General features: G+C 72.9%; 19 protein-coding genes. 13 read left to right on the top strand and 6 right to left on the bottom strand.

What is annotated here, in order from left to right; translation table 11 throughout:
• The 5 genes from DDW44_RS07995 to era all read left to right on the top strand — a co-directional run bounded on the left by DDW44_RS07995 (window position 1) and on the right by era (window position 5,225).
• Window positions 1-354, top strand: a complete 354-nt coding sequence (locus DDW44_RS07995) for an MmcQ/YjbR family DNA-binding protein (RefSeq protein WP_026164831.1) — start codon at window positions 1-3, stop codon at window positions 352-354.
• Between the two features lie 97 nt (window positions 355-451).
• Complete coding sequence (locus DDW44_RS07990) at window positions 452-805, top strand: cytidine/deoxycytidylate deaminase family protein (RefSeq protein WP_017944973.1); 354 nt, start codon at window positions 452-454, stop codon at window positions 803-805.
• A 918-nt stretch (window positions 806-1,723) separates the two neighbouring features.
• Complete coding sequence (locus DDW44_RS07985; protein ID WP_208647943.1) at window positions 1,724-3,061, top strand: WxL domain-containing protein; 1,338 nt, start codon at window positions 1,724-1,726, stop codon at window positions 3,059-3,061.
• A 61-nt stretch (window positions 3,062-3,122) separates the two neighbouring features.
• Window positions 3,123-4,103 (top strand): COG1470 family protein, encoded by a 981-nt coding sequence (locus DDW44_RS07980; RefSeq protein ID WP_108905986.1) that lies wholly within the window; start codon window positions 3,123-3,125, stop codon window positions 4,101-4,103.
• Between the two features lie 174 nt (window positions 4,104-4,277).
• A complete protein-coding gene (era, locus tag DDW44_RS07975; protein WP_027731236.1) occupies window positions 4,278-5,225 on the top strand; it encodes a GTPase Era in 948 nt (315 codons plus the stop codon).
• A gap of 167 nt (window positions 5,226-5,392) precedes the next feature.
• On the opposite strand, the gene DDW44_RS07970 is transcribed toward era, so the two are convergent.
• A complete protein-coding gene (locus DDW44_RS07970; RefSeq protein WP_017944977.1) occupies window positions 5,393-5,659 on the bottom strand; it encodes a protealysin inhibitor emfourin in 267 nt (88 codons plus the stop codon).
• A gap of 25 nt (window positions 5,660-5,684) precedes the next feature.
• The gene (locus tag DDW44_RS07965) at window positions 5,685-6,737 is read right to left on the bottom strand and encodes a M4 family metallopeptidase (protein ID WP_018889972.1); all 1,053 of its coding nucleotides are present in this window, start codon (window positions 6,735-6,737) and stop codon (window positions 5,685-5,687) included.
• A 322-nt stretch (window positions 6,738-7,059) separates the two neighbouring features.
• Here DDW44_RS07965 and leuA point away from each other — a divergent pair, with 322 nt between their 5' ends.
• The 7 genes from leuA (at window position 7,060) to DDW44_RS07930 (ending at window position 15,045) form a co-directional block, all read left to right on the top strand.
• Window positions 7,060-8,829, top strand: coding sequence for a 2-isopropylmalate synthase (gene leuA, locus DDW44_RS07960; RefSeq protein WP_108905985.1), 1,770 nt, complete (start codon window positions 7,060-7,062; stop codon window positions 8,827-8,829).
• Between the two features lie 159 nt (window positions 8,830-8,988).
• Window positions 8,989-9,708, top strand: coding sequence for a TerB family tellurite resistance protein (locus tag DDW44_RS07955; RefSeq protein ID WP_027731232.1), 720 nt, complete (start codon window positions 8,989-8,991; stop codon window positions 9,706-9,708).
• Between the two features lie 303 nt (window positions 9,709-10,011).
• Window positions 10,012-12,300: a tetratricopeptide repeat protein gene (locus tag DDW44_RS33165; protein WP_108905984.1), complete on the top strand. Its 2,289-nt coding sequence runs from the start codon at window positions 10,012-10,014 to the stop codon at window positions 12,298-12,300.
• 181 nt (window positions 12,301-12,481) lie between these two features.
• Window positions 12,482-12,856, top strand: a complete 375-nt coding sequence (locus DDW44_RS07945; RefSeq protein ID WP_017944982.1) for a hypothetical protein — start codon at window positions 12,482-12,484, stop codon at window positions 12,854-12,856.
• Between the two features lie 147 nt (window positions 12,857-13,003).
• Complete coding sequence (locus tag DDW44_RS07940) at window positions 13,004-13,336, top strand: ArsR/SmtB family transcription factor (protein ID WP_017944983.1); 333 nt, start codon at window positions 13,004-13,006, stop codon at window positions 13,334-13,336.
• Between the two features lie 72 nt (window positions 13,337-13,408).
• Window positions 13,409-14,194, top strand: coding sequence for a DNA repair protein RecO (gene recO / locus DDW44_RS07935; protein WP_108905983.1), 786 nt, complete (start codon window positions 13,409-13,411; stop codon window positions 14,192-14,194).
• An 11-nt stretch (window positions 14,195-14,205) separates the two neighbouring features.
• The gene (locus DDW44_RS07930; protein ID WP_018889968.1) at window positions 14,206-15,045 is read left to right on the top strand and encodes an isoprenyl transferase; all 840 of its coding nucleotides are present in this window, start codon (window positions 14,206-14,208) and stop codon (window positions 15,043-15,045) included.
• Between the two features lie 271 nt (window positions 15,046-15,316).
• Here the strand turns inward: DDW44_RS07930 and DDW44_RS07925 are convergent, their stop codons facing one another.
• The 4 genes from DDW44_RS07925 to DDW44_RS07910 form a co-directional block, all read right to left on the bottom strand.
• The gene (locus DDW44_RS07925) at window positions 15,317-15,727 is read right to left on the bottom strand and encodes a Fur family transcriptional regulator (RefSeq protein WP_026164835.1); all 411 of its coding nucleotides are present in this window, start codon (window positions 15,725-15,727) and stop codon (window positions 15,317-15,319) included.
• Window positions 15,728-15,791: 64 nt separating this feature from the next.
• On the bottom strand, window positions 15,792-16,700 hold the full coding sequence (locus tag DDW44_RS07920; RefSeq protein WP_026281684.1) for a metal ABC transporter permease: 909 nt from the start codon (window positions 16,698-16,700) through the stop codon (window positions 15,792-15,794).
• The gene (locus DDW44_RS07915; protein WP_017944988.1) at window positions 16,697-17,467 is read right to left on the bottom strand and encodes a metal ABC transporter ATP-binding protein; all 771 of its coding nucleotides are present in this window, start codon (window positions 17,465-17,467) and stop codon (window positions 16,697-16,699) included. Before DDW44_RS07915 ends, DDW44_RS07920 begins: the two co-directional genes overlap by 4 nt.
• A 50-nt stretch (window positions 17,468-17,517) precedes the next feature.
• The gene (locus DDW44_RS07910) at window positions 17,518-18,546 is read right to left on the bottom strand and encodes a metal ABC transporter substrate-binding protein (RefSeq protein WP_108905982.1); all 1,029 of its coding nucleotides are present in this window, start codon (window positions 18,544-18,546) and stop codon (window positions 17,518-17,520) included.
• Between the two features lie 418 nt (window positions 18,547-18,964).
• On the opposite strand from DDW44_RS07910, the gene DDW44_RS07905 reads away from it, so the two are divergent.
• Window positions 18,965-20,347: a glycine--tRNA ligase gene (locus tag DDW44_RS07905; RefSeq protein ID WP_017944990.1), complete on the top strand. Its 1,383-nt coding sequence runs from the start codon at window positions 18,965-18,967 to the stop codon at window positions 20,345-20,347.
• Window positions 20,348-20,369: the final 22 nt, after the last annotated feature.

Genomic DNA, 20,369 nt, shown 5'->3' with positions numbered 1-20,369 from the left:
CTGACGCCCCGCCGGCTGAGGGAGTTCTGCCTGGAGCAGAACGCCGCGGTGGAGGACTTCCCCTTCGGCCCCGAGGTCTCGGTCTTCAAGGTCGCCGGGAAGATGTTCGCCCTGTCCGACCTGGCGGCCACCCCGCTGACGGTGTCGCTGAAGTGCGACCCGGACGAAGCCGTCCGGCTGCGTGCGGAGCACCCGGCGGTCGTCCCCGGCTACCACCTCAACAAGCGCCACTGGAACACCGTCACGGTGGGGGAGCTCCCGGCCCGCATGGTCCGGGAGCTCATCGAGGACTCCTACGACCTCGTCGTCGCCGGCCTGCCGAAGGCGCAGCGGCTCCGCCTCGACCGCCCCTGACGGCCGCACGCCCGGCCCGGCACCGCTGTACCCGGCACGATGCGCCCGGGGGCCGGCGCCCGCCGGGCGGGCCCGTGCCGCGAACTATGCTCGTGCCATGACTGACAGCTCCGGACTCGATCCCGAAGACCGCAAGATCATCACGCTGGCGCGCAGCGCCCGAGCGCGCAACGGCGTTCCCGAGGGCGCGGCGGTGCGGGACGAGACGGGCCGTACGTACGTCGCGGGCACGGTGGCGCTGGAGTCGCTGCGGCTGACCGCCCTTCAGACGGCCGTCGCGATGGCCGTGGCCAGCGGCGCCAAGTCCCTGGAGGCCGCGGCGGTCGTCACCGACGCCGACACGGTCGCCGACGCCGACCGCGCCGCAGTCCGGGACCTCGGCGGCCCCGGCACACCGGTGCTGCTCGCCGGCCCCGACGGCCTGCTCCGGGCGACCGAGCCGGCGGGCTGACGCGCCCCCGCGGGCACCTGGGGCCGGAACGTCGCGCAACGGCCGACCGGCCGCATCCCGCTCAACGGGTCAGTGGGCCGGTGTGGCAGCGGCTCCGTGGGGCAGCGAGCCAGTAGTGGGCCAGTGGGCCAGTGGGCCAGTGGGCCAGCGAGCCAGTCGTGGGCCAGTGGGCCAGTGGGTCTACGGGCCAGCGGGTCTACGGGGCAGCGGGTCTACGGGGCAGCGGGCCAGCGGGTCTACGGGGCAGCCGGGCGGTCACCGGCCGGGCGGTCACCGGCCCGGCAGCCCGGTCCGGTGTGTTTCCCGCTCCTCCAGGCCGCCGCAGCCCGTTCGGCCGGGCGGCGGCTCGCACCGCCGCGCGCTGCGCGGGCGCGGCGGCACCCCTGCCGATCGTCTGCCTCGCCGTCGGCGTCCCCATGGCGGCCGGTCCGGCCGCGGGCCGCCCGCGGCCGGATGCGACGCTCGCCCCCTCCGCTTCCCCACCCCGCTCCACGCCGTGACCGGAGCGCGCGCCGGGCAACCGCGAACCCCGGCGGCGCGCGGCCGCCCTGCTCACCCGCCGCCGCGCGAACGGCCCGGGGCCGGCCTGGCGACGGAGCCACCGGCACCTCGCCGCGCACGGATTGCGCGCAGCGGGGCCGCGCGCGCAGGACCCGCCGCGCGCCGCAGGCCCCGCCGCGTACCGCGGCCGCCCGTGCCGGCCGGGCCGGGTGCCGGGCCGCCGGGCTCCCCGCGCGCCGCAGTTCCCGGCCACGAGACGCGCAGACCCGCCGGCTGCCGGTCCCCGGGCCGCGGCGTCCCCGACCCTGACACGAACTGATGGGCCATCAGTCGATGTGTCCTGATTCCCTTGACTTCTCCTCCCCCCACCCCGTCAATGACGGCCACCCAGTTGAGGCAGAGCGAAGGGGGAAGCGCATGGCATCCCTGCCATCCACACCACGAAGACGCCGCTGGGCGGCGCTGCTGGGGGTGAGCGCGCTCGTGGCCGCCGGCGGCGGGCTCCTCACGCCCTCCGCCGCGGCCCAGATGGGAACGGCCCAGGCGGTCGACTTCCCGACGCGCTGCGTCCCTCCGCCCATCTCCGGCATCCCGCCCATCAACGGCACGACCACGGGCGAGATCACCGTCGACAACGCCGCACCCAGGGTGGGCGACACGGTCACCGTCACCTACACGGTCACCAAGCCCGCCGCGGGAAACCCGGTCGACCTCGCGCTGCCCGCCGACATCATGACCCCGACCGGCAAGGTGACCCTCGGCGGCGCCCAGCCCGGCAGCGTCACCGTCGCCGGGCCGAAGAAGAACCCGCCCGTCCCCGGCAAGGCACCCTTCCCGGCGTTCTCCATGACCGGCACCTTCACGGTCACCGCGCCCGGCTCGATCACCCTCTCCCCGGGCGACTACAACATCCACACCAGCTACATCATGGAGCTGGACACCCCCTGCACGGTGACGAACCCGCCCGCGCCCGTCTCGCGGACGATCGTCGCCACCGAGCAGCCCGGCGCCAACGAGCGGTCCATCCAACTCGGCACGGCCTCCGGCGGACCGGGCGACACGGTGGCCGTCACCGGCGCCAAGTTCACCCCGCTCGCCGACATCACCGTCGCCGGCCGCGCCGGCGCGGCCGAGACCGCGGACAGGGTCACCGTCAAGGCGAGCGCGACGGGCACCTTCTCCGCACAGCTGACGGTCGCCGACAAGGCCACCACCGGAGTCGTCGCCTACGAGGGCACCGCCTGGAGCGACGACAAGGGTGCGGGCCCCGCGGCGTACACCGTCGTCGACGACAGCCCCGTCCCCGCGAACAGCCAGAAGCTCACCACCGCGATCGCGGCCGGCACCCTGTCCATGACCCAGGCCGGTGACACCGTCCAGCTGACGTCCGTCGACTTCGGCAAGGGCGGCGCCGCCACCGGCGACCTCCACACGGTGACCGTCAAGGACTTCCGCGGCGGGCCCGCGGGCTGGTCCCTGACCGGCAAGGTCACCGACTTCACCGGCCCCGGCGGGAAGATCGATGCCGGACGGCTGAGCTGGACCCCAGCCTGCACCACCAAGGCAGGCAGCCCCAGCACCTGCGCGGCGGGCTCCGCGGGAGCCGTCGGCACCGCCGGAGCCACCCTGGCGTCCACCCCGAACGCGGCCCTCACCGGCGGCGAGTTCACCGCGGGGGCGAAGGTGTCGCTGGACGTGCCGGCGTTCACCGCCCCCGGCGCCTACTCCGGCGTACTGACCCTCACCCTCACCTGACACGCACGGCGGGCCGGGCGCGCACCCGGTCGGCCCGCCCCGATCCGGGGGAACCGCCTCAGTGCGAAGACTGCCCGCGCACCTCCCGCTGCCCGCGCCCCTCCTCCCGCTGCTCGCGGCTCTCCTCGCGCTGGCCGCGTCCCTGTACGCCGTCCCGGCCGCGTACGCCGCCGACAACGGCGAGTGGTCCGTCGAGCCCACGGCCTCCGGACCCGGCCGCCGCCCGTACTTCTACCTCTCCGCCGACCCCGGCACCACGCTCAACGACAGCGTCACCGTGACCAACAAGACCACCGTGCCGATGACGTTCCTGCTGTACGCGGCGGACGCCCACAACACCCCCAGGGACGGGGGTTTCGCCGTCCGCACCCGCGAGGAGAGGCAGCGCGGTGTCGGCGCCTGGGCGGAGCCGGACCGCACCCGGGTGACCGTGCCCGCCCGCTCCTCGGTCACCGTCCCGTACACCCTGACCGTCCCCGAGGACGCCGAGCCCGGTGACCACCCGGGTGCGCTGGTCGCCCTCGACGAACGCGTCGCCCCCGGGGCCGGGGGAGCCGTGGGCGTCGGCATCCGGCGGGCCGTCGGCGCCCGGGTCCATCTCCGGGTGAACGGCCCGGCCGTACCCGCGCTCGCCGTCGAGGACGTCCGCTACAGCCCGGACACACCCCTGGTGCCCGGTACCGGAGACAGCAGCGCCCTGATCTCCTACACGCTGCACAACCGCGGCAACGTCACCCTCAACCCGAAGGTCGCCCTGCGCGCAGAGGGCCTCTTCGGCCGCACGCTGCTGGCCCGGGACCTGACCGGCGTCCCCGGCGAACTGCTGCCCCGGCAGAAGATCCGGCTCACCGCGAGCTGGGCCGGAGCCCCCCAGCTCGACTGGGGCGAGGTGACCCTCACGGCGAGTGCGGGCGACGCCCGCGGATCCGGCGCGGTGTCCTTCCTCGCCGTGCCCTGGCTGGTCACGGCCGTCCTGGCCGCGGCCGGTGCCGGGGCGCTGCTGTGGCTCCGGGCCCGGCGCCGGGCCGCGCGGGAAGGCTGACGCCCGGCTGCCTCCCCGCCCCGCCTGCCGTCGCCGCCGGCACGGCCGCGGGGCCGGGCCCCCGGGTCGCCCGTCCCACCGGGCCCCGGGGCGCTCCCTGCCGGCGGACGTCCGGGCCCGCCCTGCCGGGCACGTGGTACGTGGCCGCCCCGCGGATCGGGGAGAATGGCCCGCATGAGCGTTCACACCCCCGGATCCGAGGCCCCGCACCGCGCCGGCTTCGCCTGCTTCGTCGGCCGCCCCAACGCGGGCAAGTCCACCCTCACGAACGCTCTGGTGGGCCAGAAGGTGGCCATCACCTCCAACCGGCCCCAGACCACCCGCCACACCGTCCGCGGCATCGTCCACCGGCCCGACCTGAACGCCCAGCTCGTCCTCGTGGACACCCCCGGTCTGCACAAGCCGCGCACCCTGCTCGGCGAGCGGCTGAACGACGTCGTGCGCACCACCTGGGCCGAGGTCGACGTGATCGGCTTCTGCCTGCCCGCCGACCAGAAGATCGGCCCCGGCGACCGCTTCATCGCCAAGGAGCTGGCCGGGATCAAGAAGACCCCCAAGGTCGCGATCGTCACCAAGACCGACCTGGTCGACTCCAAGACCCTGGCCGAGCAGCTCATCGCCGTCGACCGCCTCGGCAGCGAGCTCGGCATCGAGTGGGCGGAGATCGTGCCGGTGTCGGCCGTGGGCGGCAGGCAGGTCGCTCTCCTCGGCGACCTCCTCGTCCCGCTGCTCCCCGAGAGCCCCCCGCTCTACCCGGAGGGCGACCTCACGGACGAGCCGGAGCAGGTCATGGTCGCCGAGCTGATCCGCGAGGCGGCGCTGGAGGGCGTACGGGACGAGCTGCCGCACTCGATCGCGGTCGTGGTCGAGGAGATGCTGCCGCGCGAGGGACGCCCGGCGGACCGGCCGCTCCTCGACATCCACGCCAACGTCTACATCGAGCGCCCCAGCCAGAAGGGCATCGTCATCGGCCCGAAGGGAAGCCGCCTCAAGGAGGTCGGCACCAAGTCCCGCAAGCACATCGAGGCGCTGCTGGGCACGCCGGTCTTCCTCGATCTTCACGTCAAGGTCGCCAAGGACTGGCAGCGGGACCCGAAGCAGCTGCGCAGGCTGGGCTTCTGACCGGAGCGCCGCCGGCGCCCCAGTACGGGGGGCCGCCGGGCCCCCGCCGGTCCGGCCCCGCCCCGGCGCCGGGGCCGCCCCCACCGGTCCGGCCCGCCCCGGCCCCCGTCGGCTCCTGCCCCGGCGCCGGGTCCGCCCCCCGCCGGGCCGCGGTTCCACCTTCGTCCTCAGGCGCCTTCCTTCAGCAGCCGGGTGATCAGCTTCCGCTGCGCCTCGGACAGCCGCGGATCCGCGCAGTACACCGTCGTGCCGTCGACCGTGAGCCGGTACTGGAAGCCGTCCGGCACCCCCACCGGCGGGGTGCCGCTGCCGTCGCGCACCGCCTGCTCGGCCAGGGTGTGCCACTCCCGGGCGTCGGGCAGCCCCGAGGTGTCGACCTCGCGGACCCGCTCGATGCCGGCGAACCCGCCCGTACGTCGTACCTGGATGCGCATGACCCCTGTCTAGTACGGACCGGGGTCAGTTGGCAGCCACACCGACCTGGGACCACGCCTTCAGCACCGCCTCGCGCTCCTCGCCCCTCCCGTAGCGCGCCGTGGCCGCCGCGACCGTCTCCCCGGCGAAGTCGGAGAACGACGCGTCGACCGGCAGCCGCCCCGAGGTCAGCGTGTCGTACCAGATCCGGCCGGCCCGCTCCCACGCCTTCCCGCCCAGCCGGACGGCGAGCAGGTGGAAGGCGTGGTTGGGGATGCCCGAGTTGATGTGGACGCCGCCGTTGTCCCGGCCCGTGCGGACGTAGCCGGCCATCGTCGCGGGCTGGGGGTCCTTGCCGAGGACGTCGTCGTCGTACGCCGTGCCCGGCGCCTTCATCGACCGCAGCGCCACCCCGCCGACCCCGGGGGCCAGCAGCCCGGCCCCGATGAGCCAGTCGGCCCGGTCCGCGCTCTGGCCGAGCGTGTACTGCTTCACCAGGGAGCCGAAGACGTCCGACACCGACTCGTTCAGGGCGCCGGGCTGGCCGAAGTAGCTGAGGTTCGCCGAGTACTGGGTGAAGCCGTGCGCCAGTTCGTGGGCGATCACGTCGACCGGCCCGGTGAAGTCGAGGAAGATCTCGCCGTCACCGTCGCCGAACACCATCTGCTCGCCGTTCCAGAACGCGTTGCCGTAGTCCTCGCCGTAGTGCACGGTCGCGTCGAGCGGCAGCCCCGCGCCGTCGATCGAGTCGTGGCCGTACGCCGTCAACAGCAGCTCGAACGTCGCGCCGAGGCCGGCGTACGCGCGGTTGACGGTGGCGTCCCGGACGGGCTCGTCGCCCTCGGAGCGCACCCGCGTGCCGGGCAGCACGGTCCCGTTCCCGGCGTCGTACAGGGTGCGCTGCGGGCCGGGGACGACTGCCCGGGCCGGGGGAGGGGCGCCGGTGACGGTGGTGAGGCGGCGGCCGGTGCGGTGCGCGGCGTCCGCCACCAGGGTGCGGCGGGCCGCGGCGGCGACGGCCGGGTCGCCGGCCCGGGCGAGCCTGTCGAGCAGGTGGGGCGGCACGATGCCGCAGAAGACCGGTGTGGAGGAGTCCATGTCCGGCAATGTGGCACTGTGCCGCCTGGTTGTCGCTGAATGCAACGATGATGAGTGAATTAGAGTGATCTATCACATATGACCGTTACTCGTCGGTCGTCCCGCATACTGAAACGGGACCGGCGCCCGCGCCGAAGCTCCGCTAGGCTCGTCCGCATCATGCGTTTCGGGCTGCTTCTTCTTAGCTGCCGCGGCGAGGGCCTGTAGTCGTAGGCCGACCCCCTCCCCGCGGAGTCTGGTGCTGCGTTGACAGTCGGCCTCCCCCACCGCCCCCAGGGCGTCGGGGGACCCCAGCCCGCAGGACCCCGAGGAGCCCGACGCCATGTCACAGTCGCAGTGGAACGGCCGTCCCACGCCGATCACCAACGCCACGCACACCCAGAAGCCGTCCGGCATGCCGATCCACAAGTACGGCCCGTACGAGGCCGTGGACATCCCGGACCGCACCTGGCCCGACCGGCGGATCACCAAGGCCCCGCGGTGGCTCTCCACCGACCTGCGGGACGGCAACCAGGCCCTGATCGACCCGATGTCGCCGGCCCGCAAGCGCGAGATGTTCGACCTGCTCGTCCGGCTCGGCTACAAGGAGATCGAGGTCGGCTTCCCCTCCTCCGGCGAGATGGACTTCGCCTTCGTGCGCTCGATCATCGAGGAGGGCGCGATCCCGGACGACGTGACGATCTCCGTGCTGACCCAGGCCCGTGAGGACCTGATCGAGCGCACCGTCGAGTCGATCGTCGGCGCCAAGCGCGCCACCGTCCACCTGTACAACGCGACCGCGCCGACGTTCCGCCGCGTCGTCTTCCGGGGCTCCAAGGACGACATCAAGCGGATCGCCGTCGACGGCACCCGGCTGGTGATGGAGTACGCCGACAAGCTGCTGGGCGACGAGACCGTCTTCGGCTACCAGTACAGCCCGGAGATCTTCACCGACACCGAGCTGGACTTCGCCCTGGAGGTCTGCGAGGCCGTCTGCGACGTATGGCAGCCCGGCCCCGGCCGGGAGATCATCCTGAACCTGCCCGCCACCGTGGAGCGTTCGACTCCCTCCACCCACGCGGACCGCTTCGAGTGGATGTCCCGCGAGCTGACCCGCCGCGAGTACGTCTGCCTCTCCGTGCACCCGCACAACGACCGCGGCACCGCCGTGGCCGCGGCCGAACTGGCGATCATGGCGGGGGCGGACCGTATCGAGGGCTGCCTGTTCGGCCAGGGCGAGCGCACCGGCAACGTCGACCTGGTCACCCTGGGCATGAACCTGTTCTCCCAGGGCGTCGACCCGCAGATCGACTTCTCGCAGATCGACGAGATCCGCCGCACCAGCGAGTACTGCAACCAGATGGAGGTGCACCCGCGCCACCCCTACGCGGGCGACCTCGTCTACACCGCCTTCTCCGGCTCCCACCAGGACGCCATCAAGAAGGGCTTCGACGCCATGGAGGCCGACGCGGCCGCCCAGGGCCCGGGCGTGACGACCGACGACATCCCGTGGGCCGTCCCGTACCTGCCGATCGACCCCAAGGACGTGGGCCGCTCCTACGAGGCGGTCATCCGGGTCAACTCGCAGTCCGGCAAGGGCGGTATCGCCTATGTGCTGAAGAACGACCACAAGCTGGACCTGCCGCGCCGGATGCAGATCGAGTTCTCCCGCATCATTCAAGCCAAGACCGACGCCGAGGGCGGCGAGGTCACCCCGAAGGACATCTGGTCCGTCTTCCAGGACGAGTACCTGCCCAACCCGGTCGACCCGTGGGGCCGTGTCCAGCTGCGTTCCGGCCAGTCCACCTCGCACGGCGACGGCACCGACACCCTCACCGTCGGTGCGGTCGTGGACGGCCGGGACACGGTGCTGACCGGCAGCGGCAACGGCCCCATCTCCGCGTTCGTCGACGCTCTGAGCGGGATCGGAGTGGACGCACGCGTCCTGGACTACCAGGAGCACACGATGAGCGAGGGCGCCTCCGCCCAGGCGGCCTCCTACATCGAATGCGCCATCGACGGAAAGGTCCTGTGGGGTATCGGCATCGACGCCAACACCACCCGCGCCTCGCTGAAGGCGGTCGTCTCGGCCGTCAACCGCGCCTCCCGCTGACGCCCACCGCCACCCGCGGCCGCCGAACCCCGCACCCGGACAGGGGCGGGGTTCGGCCATGTCCGGGTGATGTGGCGCCCGGGTGCTGACGCCACCTCCGCGATGTGGCTAACATCACGTCAGAGCGGCAATGTTGCCGGAGGGTCACGGAGGTGCGACGTGCTGCCAGCCCGCGGACAGAGCGGCCGAAAACCGCGCATCCACGGCCATCGTGGACTTCGTGTCTTCGGGACGCGCACCTCGTGGACCACCGTCGGCGACGGCGAGTTCTTCTGCCCGGAGTGCGGAGGCGACCGCAACTACCGCCGCCGCACCGGCCGCCGCCGCTTCACCGTCCTCGGTGTCCCCGTCCTCCCGCGCGGCCTGGCCGGGCCGGTCGTCGAATGCGCCGCCTGCCACAGCCACTTCGGCACCGACGCCCTGGACCACCCCACCACCGGCCGCTTCTCCGCGATGCTCCGCGACGCCGTGCACACCGTCGCACTCGCCGTCCTGGCCGCCGGGGGGACCTCCGCCCGCCCGGTCCGGCGGACCGCGGTCGCCGCGGTCCGCGCCGCCGGGATCAGCGACTGCACCGAGGACCAGCTGACCGCCCTGGTGGAGGCGCTCGCCGCCGACACCGGCCGCTTCATCACCGACGCGGGACCCTGCGGCGCGGCCCTCGCCATCGAGCTCCACGAGGCGCTGGAACCGCTCACCCCGCATCTGGCCCCGGCCGGACGCGAATCGATCCTGCTGCAGGGCGCCGGCATCGCCCTCGCCGACGGGCCCTACACCCCGGCGGAGCGGGAGGTGCTGACCACGGTCGGCAACGCGCTTCAGCTGTGCGCCGACGACACGGCACGCCTGCTCGCCGCAGCGCGCACACCGTCCCCGTAGACGCACGGGCGCCGGGGCCCCCACCGCCTCACATCGCCGGAACCTGCTCCCGGCGGCCCCGGCTCCCGGGCTCGTCCCCCGCGGCGCGCTCTCCCGCCCGGACCGGCAACGGCTGACCGGTCGCGGACGAGTTCGGCGACCCCCCGCGCGGCCGCCTTCCCGCGAACCGATCCCCGAAATCCCCGTCCCGGTCAGGCGCAGCGGGCGCCGAGGGGGCCAGAATGTGAGGAACGCGTACGGCGCGGGCACGGACCAGGGCGCCGGACGGACGGGACAGGGGACCGGGACCGGGACGGGGGGACCGTGCTGCGCACTCGTGCGACTGCCGGGCTGGTCGCGGCATCGGCGCTGCTGTCGGTTCCGCTCGCCGCGGCACTCCACGCGTCCACCTGCGGCACCCCCACTCCGCTCCTCGCCCCGCTCGTGCCCCTCGCCCCCTTCGTCTGGCCGCTCGTGGCAGCCGCGGCGGCAGGTGCCGCGTACACCGCCGTCCGCCGGGCGCGAACCCGGCGGCGCCCGGCCGGCCCGCCGCCCCGGGCCGCCACCTCCGCCCCGCCGGACCCGGCCGAACTCCCGTCCCCCGTGGACCACTTCACCGGCCGCGCCACCGAGACCGGCGCCGTCCTGGGCCTCGTCCGCGCCGGCCACCGCGCCATCGCCCTGACCGGCCCGCCGGGCACCGGCAAGTCCGCGCTCGCCGTCCGCCTCGCCCATGAACTCGGGCCGCTGTTCCCCGACGGGCGGCTGTACGCCGAGCTCGGCGGCGGACGCGGCGAACCGTCGGCCCCCGCCGCCGTGCTGGCGGGGCTCCTCGCCGCCCTCGGCGCCCCCGCCGAGGAACAGTCGGGCACCAGCGACGCGCTGTCCGCCCGCTTCCGCGGCCGCACCGCTGGCCGGCGGATCCTGCTGCTCCTCGACGACGCCGCGGACGCCTGCCAGGCCCGCGCCCTGCTGCCGGCGGGCGAGCACTGCCTGACTCTCCTCACCAGCCGTGACGCGCTCCGGAACCTGCCCGAGGCCGCGCCCGTTCCGCTCACCCCGCTCACCGAACCCGACGCGCTCGCCCTCCTCGCCGCCGTCGCCGGGCCCGGCCGCCCCGCCGCCGGACCCGACCACGCGCGGACCGCCGTCCACGCCTGCGGACGCCTCCCGCTCGCCGTCCGCGCCGCGGCCGGCGTGTCCCGCTCCATGCCCACCGGGCAGATGCCGGCGCTCGCCGGCCGCCTCGCCGCCGAACGCGACCGCCTCCACCAGCTGCGCATGGACGACCTCGCCGTCCGGGCCGCCTTCGAAACCGCCTACGCCGCACTCGGCGCCCCCGACCGGGCACTGCTGCGCGCCCTCGGCGCCTGCCCGGCGGGCCGCGTCACCGTACGGATCGCCGCGGCCGCGGCGGACCTCGACCCCGCCGCAACCCGCGGCGGCTTCCGGCGCCTCACCGACGCCCAACTCGCCCGGCCCGAGGGCCCCGGCGGGTACCGGCTGCACGACCTGGTCCGCCGGCTCGCCGCGGAACGCCTCGACCACGAAACGGCCCCCGCCGAACGCCGGGCGTCACTCGAACGGATCGTGACCGCCTGCACCGAGGACGCCACCGACCCGGGCAGCCGCGCCTGGGGCGCCACGGAGCAGTACGCCGTCCCCCACCTCGTCCGGGCCGCCGTACGCGAGGGGCTGCTCAACCACGCCCACGCGCTCGCCCTCGCCGCCGACCCCTGGCTGGAGGGGCGCCCCGGTCAGAGCGCGCGCGTCGCCATGTGGGCCGCCGTCCTCGACGCGGCCCGCCGCTCCGGAGAGCAGGGCTGGACGGCGCACGCCATGCGCGGCCTCGGCGCCGCGTACGCGCACGAAGGGCGGCTCGACCGGGCCGTGGACCATCTGCGTATGGCGGTCGCCCTCGGGCGGCACCTCGCCGGCCGCACCGAACAGACCGCCACCCGGCGGCTGTTGGGCGCCGCCCTGCGCGGCGCCGGACGGTACGAGGAGGCCCTGCGGGAGCTGCGCACCGCGTGGGAGGACTGCCGGGAGGCGGGCGACACCGCGGGCGAGGCGGAGGTGCTGCGCGCCCTCGGTGCCCTCCACCTGGACCGCCGCCGCCCCGACGAGGCGATCGACTGCCTGGAGCGGGCACTGCCCCTACTCGCCCGGCACGCCGGTGACGCGGCCGCACTCGCCCGGCACGCCGGTGACGCGGCCGTACTTGCCGACACCCGGCGCCGACTCGGTACGGCCTACGCCCAGACCGGCGGCTTCGTGCCCGCCGAGCGCCATCTGCACGGCGCCCTCGCCCTCTACCGCCGGGGCGGCCTCACGGCGGGGGAGGGCTGGACGCTGACCGAGCTGGGGCACCTGGAGGAGCGGCGCGGCGCGTACGGCGCGGGAGTGGAACTGCACCGCGCCGCGCTGGCCGCCTTCGAACGCGCCGGGCTCGGCGCCGGGATCGCGGCGTCCGCCGAGGCGGTGGGCGACAACCTGCTCGTGCAGGGCGACCCGCTGGGCGCCGACGAGGAGTACCGCAGGGCCGCCGACGCCCACCGGCGGCTGGGCGACCACGCCCGCGAAGCCGAGGTCCGGCGCAAACTCGGCGCCTGAGCACGGTGGTTGCGATCCGGGGGTCCGTTTTCGGCCTGTTGGTGGCATGTTCCGCCAACAACCCTCCACGACCCCTTCACCGTGGGTAGCGTCCTCGTCACCTGCCGGCCGCGCGGTCAGTCCGTCCGCGCCGGAGCGGGCAGCCGACCGTAGTACGCACTGATGAGGAGTGAGCGCAGCGATGGCCAACGTGGAGACTTCCCTGAAAGAGTCCATGACGTCGATCGAGGGGGCGCTGGGGGTGGCGCTCGTGGACTACACCAGCGGGATGGCTCTGGGAACCCTGGGCGGCGGCAAGGATCTCGACCTGTCGGTGGCCGCGGCCGGCAACACGGACGTGATCCGTGCCAAGACCCGCACCATGGAGCACCTCGGGCTCACCGACGACATCGACGACATCCTGATCACCCTCGGCACCCAGTACCACCTCATAAGGCTGCTGAAGGGCCGTGGAGGCAACGGCCTCTTCCTCTACCTCGTCCTCGACAAGGGCAACGCCAACCTGGCCATGGCCCGCCACCAGCTGAAGCGCATCGAGGCGGACCTCGAGCTGTAGCGCCCGGACGGTCTCCTCGTCTCCGGCTGCCCACGAATTGAAGAAATCTGCAATTCGCGAGATCCCGATGGGCTGAACCCCCTGGGAGGGGGACACCCGGAGGCGGGAGGATCGGCCCGTAATCGTCGAGTCACCAGGAGCGATCACATGCAGGTACCGCTGTACCAGGCCAAGGCGGAGTTCTTCCGCATGCTCGGGCACCCCGTCCGCATCCGGGTGCTGGAGCTCCTGCAGAACGGTCCGGTGCCGGTGCGCGACCTGCTCACGGCGATCGAGGTCGAACCGTCCAACCTGTCCCAGCAACTGGCCGTGCTGCGCCGCGCCGGCATCGTGGTGTCGATACGCGACGGCTCCACCGTCAGTTACGCCCTCGCCGGCGGCGACGTCGCGGAACTGCTGCGGGCCGCCCGCCGCATCCTCACCGAACTCCTCGTCGGCCAGAACGAACTCCTGGAGGAGCTCCGCCAGGCCGACGTGTGAGGCGGGCCGGCCCGGTCAGCGGCCCACCGGACCCGCCCCGGTGCCGCCCGGCCGGTACGAGAGAATGACCCCATGACCCTGTTCCGCGACGACGGCATCGTGCTGCGCACCCAGAAGCTGGGCGAGGCGGACCGCATCATCACGATCCTCACCCGCGGACACGGACGGGTCCGCGCCGTCGCCCGCGGAGTACGCCGCACCAAATCGAAGTTCGGCGCCCGCCTCGAACCGTTCTCGCACGTCGACGTGCAGTTCTTCGCCCGCGGCAGCGACCTCGTCGGCCGCGGCCTGCCGCTGTGCACCCAGAGCGAGACGATCGCCCCGTACGGCAGCGGCATCGTCACCGACTACGCCCGCTACACCTCCGGCACCGCCATGCTGGAGACCGCGGAGAGGTTCACCGACCACGAGGGCGAGCCGTCCGTACAGCAGTACCTGCTGCTGGTCGGCGGGCTCCGCACCCTCGCCCGCGGGGAGCACCCGCCGCACCTCGTGCTCGACGCGTTCCTGCTGCGCTCCCTCGCCGTCAACGGCTACGCGCCGTCGTTCTCCGACTGCGCGCGATGCGGCATGCCCGGGCCGAACCGGTTCTTCTCCGCCGCCGCCGGCGGGGTCGTATGCGGCGACTGCCGCGTCCCCGGCTGCGTCGTACCCTCTGCTGAGGCGCTCGGCCTGCTCGGCGCGCTGCTGACCGGCGACTGGGACACGGCGGAGGCGTGCGAGGAACGCCATGTCAGGGAAGGCAGCGGACTGGTCTCCGCCTATCTGTACTGGCACCTGGAGCGCGGCCTGCGCTCGCTGCGGTACGTCGAGAAGCACGCCCAGAAGCACCCAGAGAAGCACCCCGAGAAGAAGTGAGTGTGACCCCCATGGCACGAAGCGGAATCCTGGGACGATCCCGCCGCGAGTACCAGGTCCCCGAGCCGCACCCGTCCGGGGCGCTCCCGCCGAGGATCCCCGCCGACCTCGTGCCGAACCACGTCGCCGTCGTCATGGACGGCAACGGGCGCTGGGCCAAGGAACGCGGCCTGCCGCGCACCGAGGGCCACAAGGTCGGCGAGGGAGTCGTCCTCGACGTGCTCAAGGGCTGCCTGGAGATGGGCGTCAAGAACCTCTCCCTGTACGCCTTCTCCACCGAGAACTGGAAGCGCTCCCCGGAGGAAGTGCGCTTCCTGATGAACTTCAACCGCGACGTCATCCGCCGCCGCCGCGACGAGATGAACGCACTCGGCATCCGCATCCGCTGGGTCGGCCGCATGCCCAAGATGTGGAAGTCCGTCGTCCAGGAACTCCAGGTCGCCCAGGAGCAGACCAGGACCAACGACGCCATGACGCTGTACTTCTGCGTCAACTACGGCGGGCGCGCCGAGATCGCCGACGCCGCGAAGAAGATCGCCGCAGACGTCGCCGCCGGCCGGCTGGACCCCTCCAAGGTCAACGAGAAGACGTTCCAGAAGTACCTGTACTACCCGGACATGCCGGACGTCGATCTTTTCCTCCGCCCCAGCGGCGAGCAGCGTACCTCCAACTACCTCATCTGGCAGAGCAGTTACGCCGAGATGGTCTTCCAGGACGTGCTCTGGCCCGACTTCGACCGGCGCGACCTGTGGCGGGCATGCCTGGAGTACGCCCAGCGCGACCGCCGCTTCGGAGGCGCCATCCCCAACGAGGAACTCGCCCGCATCGAGAAGCAACTCGACAAGGGGTAGCCCCCGCACCCACCCGGCGAGAGGACCGAGCGGACACCGCCGACCGCACGGACCCCGTACCCGGGCACCAGCACACCTCCATCACCGCATGGACACCGGCGCACGGCACGGCACACCCCACGGCACGCCCCAGGGCACGCCTCCGCGGACGGCAGAGGGCCCGCACCGGCCGGCGATTCCTCGGAACCGCCGGCCGGTGCGGGCCCCCGCACACGGCACCCCGGGCACCCGGGGACCCCGGGGCACCGGCTGATGTCTTCAGGTCACGGGCTCACTTCTTCGCGCACTCCGCGCAGGTGCCGAAGATCTCCACCGTGTGTGCCACGTTCACATAGCCGTGCTGCGCCGCAATGGTCTCCGCCCACTGCTCCACCGCCGGGCCCTCGACCTCGACTGCCTTGCCGCACATCCGGCACACCAGATGGTGGTGGTGCTCGCCCGACGCGCAACGCCGGTACACCGACTCGCCGTCGCTGGTGCGCAGCACGTCGACCTCGCCGGCGTCGGCGAGCGACTGCAGCGTCCGGTAGACCGTCGTCAGGCCGACCGAATCGCCGCGGTGCTTGAGCATGTCGTGCAGCTCCTGCGCACTGCGGAACTCGTCCACCTCGTCCAGCGCCGCCGCCACCGCGGCCCGCTGCCGGGTCGACCGGCCGCGCACGGGGGGTCCAGCCGTCGCCACAGGTACCTCCTTACGTTCCGCCGCTCCTCGACGGCCATTCTGCCAGGCCCACCCACGAGCCCGGTCAGACCGCGGCGTCACCCACCGGACGGCGGGTCGCCGCGACGTCCACGTCGCACTCGGCCCCCGCGGCGCCGCCGGCCGCGGCCGCCCTCGACCGCCGCCGCGCCAGCGGCGCCGCCAGCGCGGTGAACAGCACGAACACCGCGATCGCCAGCAGCACGATCGTCGCACCCGGCGGCACGTCGCGGTAGTACGAGGTCACCGTGCCCGTCAGCGTCACCGCCACCCCGGTCGCCACCGCCACCACGAACGTCACCGCGAACGAGCGGGTCACCTGCTGCGCCGCCGCCACCGGCACCACCATCAGCGCGCTCACCAGCAGCAGCCCGACGACCCGCATCGCGACCGTCACCGTCACCGCGGCGGTCACCGCCACCAGCAGATTCAGCGCCCGCACCGGCAGGCCCGTGACCCGGGCGAACTCCTCGTCCTGGCTGATCGCGAACAGCTGGCGCCGCAACCCCACCGTTACCAGCAGCACGAACCCCGCCAGCAGGCAGATCGCGACCACGTCCTCGTCCGAGACGGTGGACAGCGAACCGAACAGGTACGACGTCAGATTGGCGTTGGATCCGGTGGCGCTGAGATTCATCAGCATCACACCGCCCGCCATACCGCCGTAGAACAGCATGGCCAGCGCGATGTCGCCGCGGGTCCGCCCGTACGCCCGGATCAGCTCCATCGCCACCGAACCGGCCACCGCGACCAGCGCCGCCATCCACACCGGGTTCGTGGACAGCAGGAAACCGAGACCGACACCGGTCAGCGCGACATGGCCGATGCCGTCGCCCATCAGCGCCTGCCGGCGCTGCACCAGATGGATGCCCACGGCCGGTGCCGTGACACCGACCAGCAGCGCGGCCAGCAGCGCCCGCTGCATGAAGGGGTCCTGGAGGAATTCCATGATCAGGTCAGCAGTCCCGTGCGGAGCGGCTCGTCGGCCGCGTGCGGATGTACGTGGTCGTGACCGGGCAGCGCATGCTGCCCCACGGCACGCGGCGGCGGTCCGTCATGGACGACGCAGCCGTCCCGCAGCACCACCGCCCGGTCGATCAGCGGCTCCAGCGGACCCAGCTCATGGAGCACCAGCAGCACCGTCGTCCCCGCCGCCACCTGCTCCCGCAGCGTCCCGGCGAGAACCCCCTGACTGGTGAGGTCCACACCCGCCATCGGCTCGTCCATGATGAGCAGTTCGGGCTCCGCGGCCAGCGCACGGGCGATCAGCACCCGCTGGTGCTGCCCTCCGGAGAGCGCGCTCACCGAGTCCTTCGCCCGGTCGGCGAGCCCGACGACCTCGATCGCCCGCCGCACCGCCGCACGGTCTCGCTTCGACGGCAGCCCCAGCCTCGAGTGCGACAGCCGGCCGGACGCCACCACCTCCCGGACCGTCGCAGGCACCCCGCTCGTCGCGGTCGTGCGCTGCGGCACATAGCCCACGCGCGACCACGCACGGAAACGGCGCAGCTCCGTACCGAACAAGGACACCGAACCGCCCGTGAGCGGCACCTGGCCGATCATCGACCGCACGGCCGTCGACTTGCCCGAGCCGTTCGCACCGAGCAGCGCGACCACCTCGCCGCGCTCCACGGTGAGGTCGACACCGCGCAGCACGGGCCGGGACCCCAGTGTCGCCCGGGCCCCGCGGACGGATATGACGGGCTCTGCGGCGGACTCCATGGGTTGTGCCTCCGATGCTGATCGTTCCGGTACGGCCGCGGCCGCTGGTGTCACTGCGCGCCGAGCGCCTTCTGCAGCGCGGCGAGGTTGGACTCCATCACCGCGAGGTAGTCCTCACCCTTGGACCTGTCCGTGATGCCCTCCAGCGGGTCGAGGACGTCCGTCCGCAGGCCCGCGTCCTTGGCGAGCGCCTTCGCCGTGCGGTCGCTGGCCAGGGTCTCGAAGAAGACCGTGGACACCTTCTCCTGCTTGGCGACCGTCTGCAGCTCCTTGATCCGGGCCGGGCTCGGTTCCGACTCCGGACCGATCCCGGCGATGCCGTGCTGGTCCAGACCGTACCGCTCGGCGAGGTAGCCGAACGCGGAGTGGGCGGTGATGAAGGTCCTGGTGGTGCTGTTCCGCAGGCCGTCGGCGAACCTGGCGTCCAGCGCCTTCAGCTTGGCGACCAGCGTCTCGGTGTTCTTCCGGTAGTCCGCGGCACGGGCCGGGTCGGCCTTCGCCAGGGAGTCCCCGACGCCCCGGGCGACCTCGGCGTACTTCACCGGGTCCAGCCATATGTGCGGATCGCCTCCGGCTTCGGCACCGTGCTCCCCGCCCGCGTGCTCCTCGCCCTCGTGGCCGACTTCGTGCTCCCCGCCCTCGTGGCCGCCGTCGTGCTCCACGCCCTCGTGGCCGTGGTCGTGACCGACGTCGGTACCGTGATCCTCCAGTTTCGTCAGGGTCGCGGCATCGACGGTGTGCTCGACCCCGGACTGCGCGATCGCCTCGTCGACGGCGGGCTGTACGCCCTTCAGATAGAGGATGTAGTCGGCCTGGCGGAGCTCCGACGCCTGCCGCGGCTTCAGCTCCAGGTCGTGCGGCTCCACACCCGGCTTCGTCAGCGTGGTGACCTTGACGTGGTCCCCGCCGATCTGCTCGGCCAGATACTGCATCGGGTAGAACGAGGCCACCACGTCGAGCCTGCCGTCGTCCCCGTCGCCGCCCGCCGAGGACGTGCCCGAGCAGGCCGAGAGCGTGACAAGGCCCAACGCGGTCGTTGCGGCGAGAGCGGCGGCGGATATATGGCGACGTACGTTCATGACAGTCATTTTCAACAAATGTGGAAACGATTGTCAATTGAATCATCGGCCGCGATCATACGGTGACCCCCGCACAAGCCTCCCCCGGCGCGGCCCGCCCACGCACCTCACCCGCGGCGGCGACCGAGGGTGCACCCCCTGTCACTGCTCCCCGGCGCCCGCCATCCGCCACCGCCACCCGTCGCCGGGAACAGGGGCCGGGAACAGGGGCCGGGACCGCCACGGCCCCCTCGTCCCCCTTCGTCCCCTCTCGTCCCCTCTCGTCCCCTCTCGTCCCCCCACGTCCCCCACAGGTCCGGCGGCATGCCCCGAGCCGCTCCCCGTCCGCGGACGAGGAGGCGAACCGATTTGATACAGGGGGTACGGGCGCCGGTAATCTGAAGCATTCGCACTTCGTCGTCGTAATGAAGAGAGCACCGTGGCCGCCGACAAGATCGACACGATCGTCAACCTGAGCAAGCGCCGTGGGTTCGTCTACCCCAGCAGCGAGATCTACGGTGGCCAGCGCGCCGCCTGGGACTACGGACCGCTGGGCACCGAACTCAAGGAGAACATCAAGCGCCAGTGGTGGCGCTACATGGTCACCTCGCGCGAGGACGTCGTCGGAATCGACTCGTCGGTGATCCTGGCGACCGAGGTCTGGGAGGCCTCCGGCCACGTCGCCACCTTCACCGACCCGCTCACCGAGTGCACCTCCTGCCACAAGCGCTTCCGCGCCGACCACCTCGAAGAGGCCTACGAGGAGAAGCACGGACGCACCCCCGCGGGCGGCCTGACCGACATCAACTGCCCCCACTGCGGCACCAAGGGCCAGTTCACCGAGCCAAAGCAGTTCTCCGGCCTCCTCTCCACCCACCTCGGCCCCACCCAGGACTCCGGCTCCGTCGCCTACCTGCGCCCCGAGACCGCCCAGGGCATCTTCACCAACTTCGCCCAGGTCCAGCAGACCTCCCGCCGCAAGCCGCCCTTCGGCATCGCCCAGGTCGGCAAGTCCTTCCGCAACGAGATCACCCCGGGCAACTTCATCTTCCGCACCCGCGAGTTCGAGCAGATGGAGATGGAGTTCTTCGTCAAGCCCGGCGAGGACGAGAAGTGGCACGAGTACTGGATGGAGCAGCGCTGGAACTGGTACACCGGCCTCGGACTCCGTGAGGAGAACATGCGCTGGTACGAGCACCCCAAGGAGAAGCTCTCCCACTACTCCAAGCGCACCGCCGACATCGAGTACCGCTTCCAGTTCGGCGGCAGCGAGTGGGGCGAGCTCGAAGGCGTAGCCAACCGCACGGACTACGACCTCGGCGCCCACTCCAAGGCCTCCGGCACCGACCTGTCGTACTTCGACCAGGAAGCCGGCGAGCGCTGGACGCCGTACGTCATCGAGCCCGCCGCCGGCGTCGGCCGCACCATGCTCGCCTTCCTCCTCGACGGCTACAACGAGGACGAAGCCCCCAACGCCAAGGGCGTCATGGAGAAGCGCACCGTGCTGCGCCTCGACCACCGCCTCGCCCCGGTGAAGGTCGCGGTCCTGCCGCTGTCCCGCAACCCCCAGCTCTCCCCGAAGGCCAAGGGCCTCGCCGCCGACCTCCGGCAGAACTGGAACATCGAGTTCGACGACGCCGGCGCCATCGGCCGCCGCTACCGCCGCCAGGACGAGATCGGCACCCCGTACTGCGTCACCGTCGACTTCGACACCCTCGACGACAACGCCGTCACCGTCCGCGAGCGCGACACCATGAAGCAGGAGCGCGTCTCCCTGGACCAGATCCAGGGCTACCTCGCCACCCGCCTCCTCGGCTGCTGACGTTCACCGTCACGACGGCGGC

This window comes from Streptomyces tirandamycinicus (genome assembly GCF_003097515.1).
GTDB classification, from domain to species: domain Bacteria; phylum Actinomycetota; class Actinomycetes; order Streptomycetales; family Streptomycetaceae; genus Streptomyces; species Streptomyces tirandamycinicus.
This window is presented reverse-complemented; position numbering and strand designations above follow the sequence as displayed.

Bases quoted from the DNA above. Each gene is read 5' to 3' on its own strand.
- DDW44_RS07990 (WP_017944973.1), top strand. From the start codon at position 452: ATGACTGACAGCTCCGGACTCGATCCCGAAGACCGCAAGATCATCACG.
- DDW44_RS07985 (WP_208647943.1), top strand. From the start codon at position 1,724: ATGGCATCCCTGCCATCCACACCACGAAGACGCCGCTGGGCGGCGCTG.
- era (WP_027731236.1), top strand. From the start codon at position 4,278: ATGAGCGTTCACACCCCCGGATCCGAGGCCCCGCACCGCGCCGGCTTC.
- DDW44_RS07970 (WP_017944977.1), bottom strand. From the start codon at position 5,659: ATGCGCATCCAGGTACGACGTACGGGCGGGTTCGCCGGCATCGAGCGG.
- DDW44_RS07965 (WP_018889972.1), bottom strand. From the start codon at position 6,737: ATGGACTCCTCCACACCGGTCTTCTGCGGCATCGTGCCGCCCCACCTG.
- leuA (WP_108905985.1), top strand. From the start codon at position 7,060: ATGTCACAGTCGCAGTGGAACGGCCGTCCCACGCCGATCACCAACGCC.
- DDW44_RS07945 (WP_017944982.1), top strand. From the start codon at position 12,482: ATGGCCAACGTGGAGACTTCCCTGAAAGAGTCCATGACGTCGATCGAG.
- DDW44_RS07940 (WP_017944983.1), top strand. From the start codon at position 13,004: ATGCAGGTACCGCTGTACCAGGCCAAGGCGGAGTTCTTCCGCATGCTC.
- recO (WP_108905983.1), top strand. From the start codon at position 13,409: ATGACCCTGTTCCGCGACGACGGCATCGTGCTGCGCACCCAGAAGCTG.
- DDW44_RS07930 (WP_018889968.1), top strand. From the start codon at position 14,206: ATGGCACGAAGCGGAATCCTGGGACGATCCCGCCGCGAGTACCAGGTC.
- DDW44_RS07915 (WP_017944988.1), bottom strand. From the start codon at position 17,467: ATGGAGTCCGCCGCAGAGCCCGTCATATCCGTCCGCGGGGCCCGGGCG.
- DDW44_RS07910 (WP_108905982.1), bottom strand. From the start codon at position 18,546: ATGAACGTACGTCGCCATATATCCGCCGCCGCTCTCGCCGCAACGACC.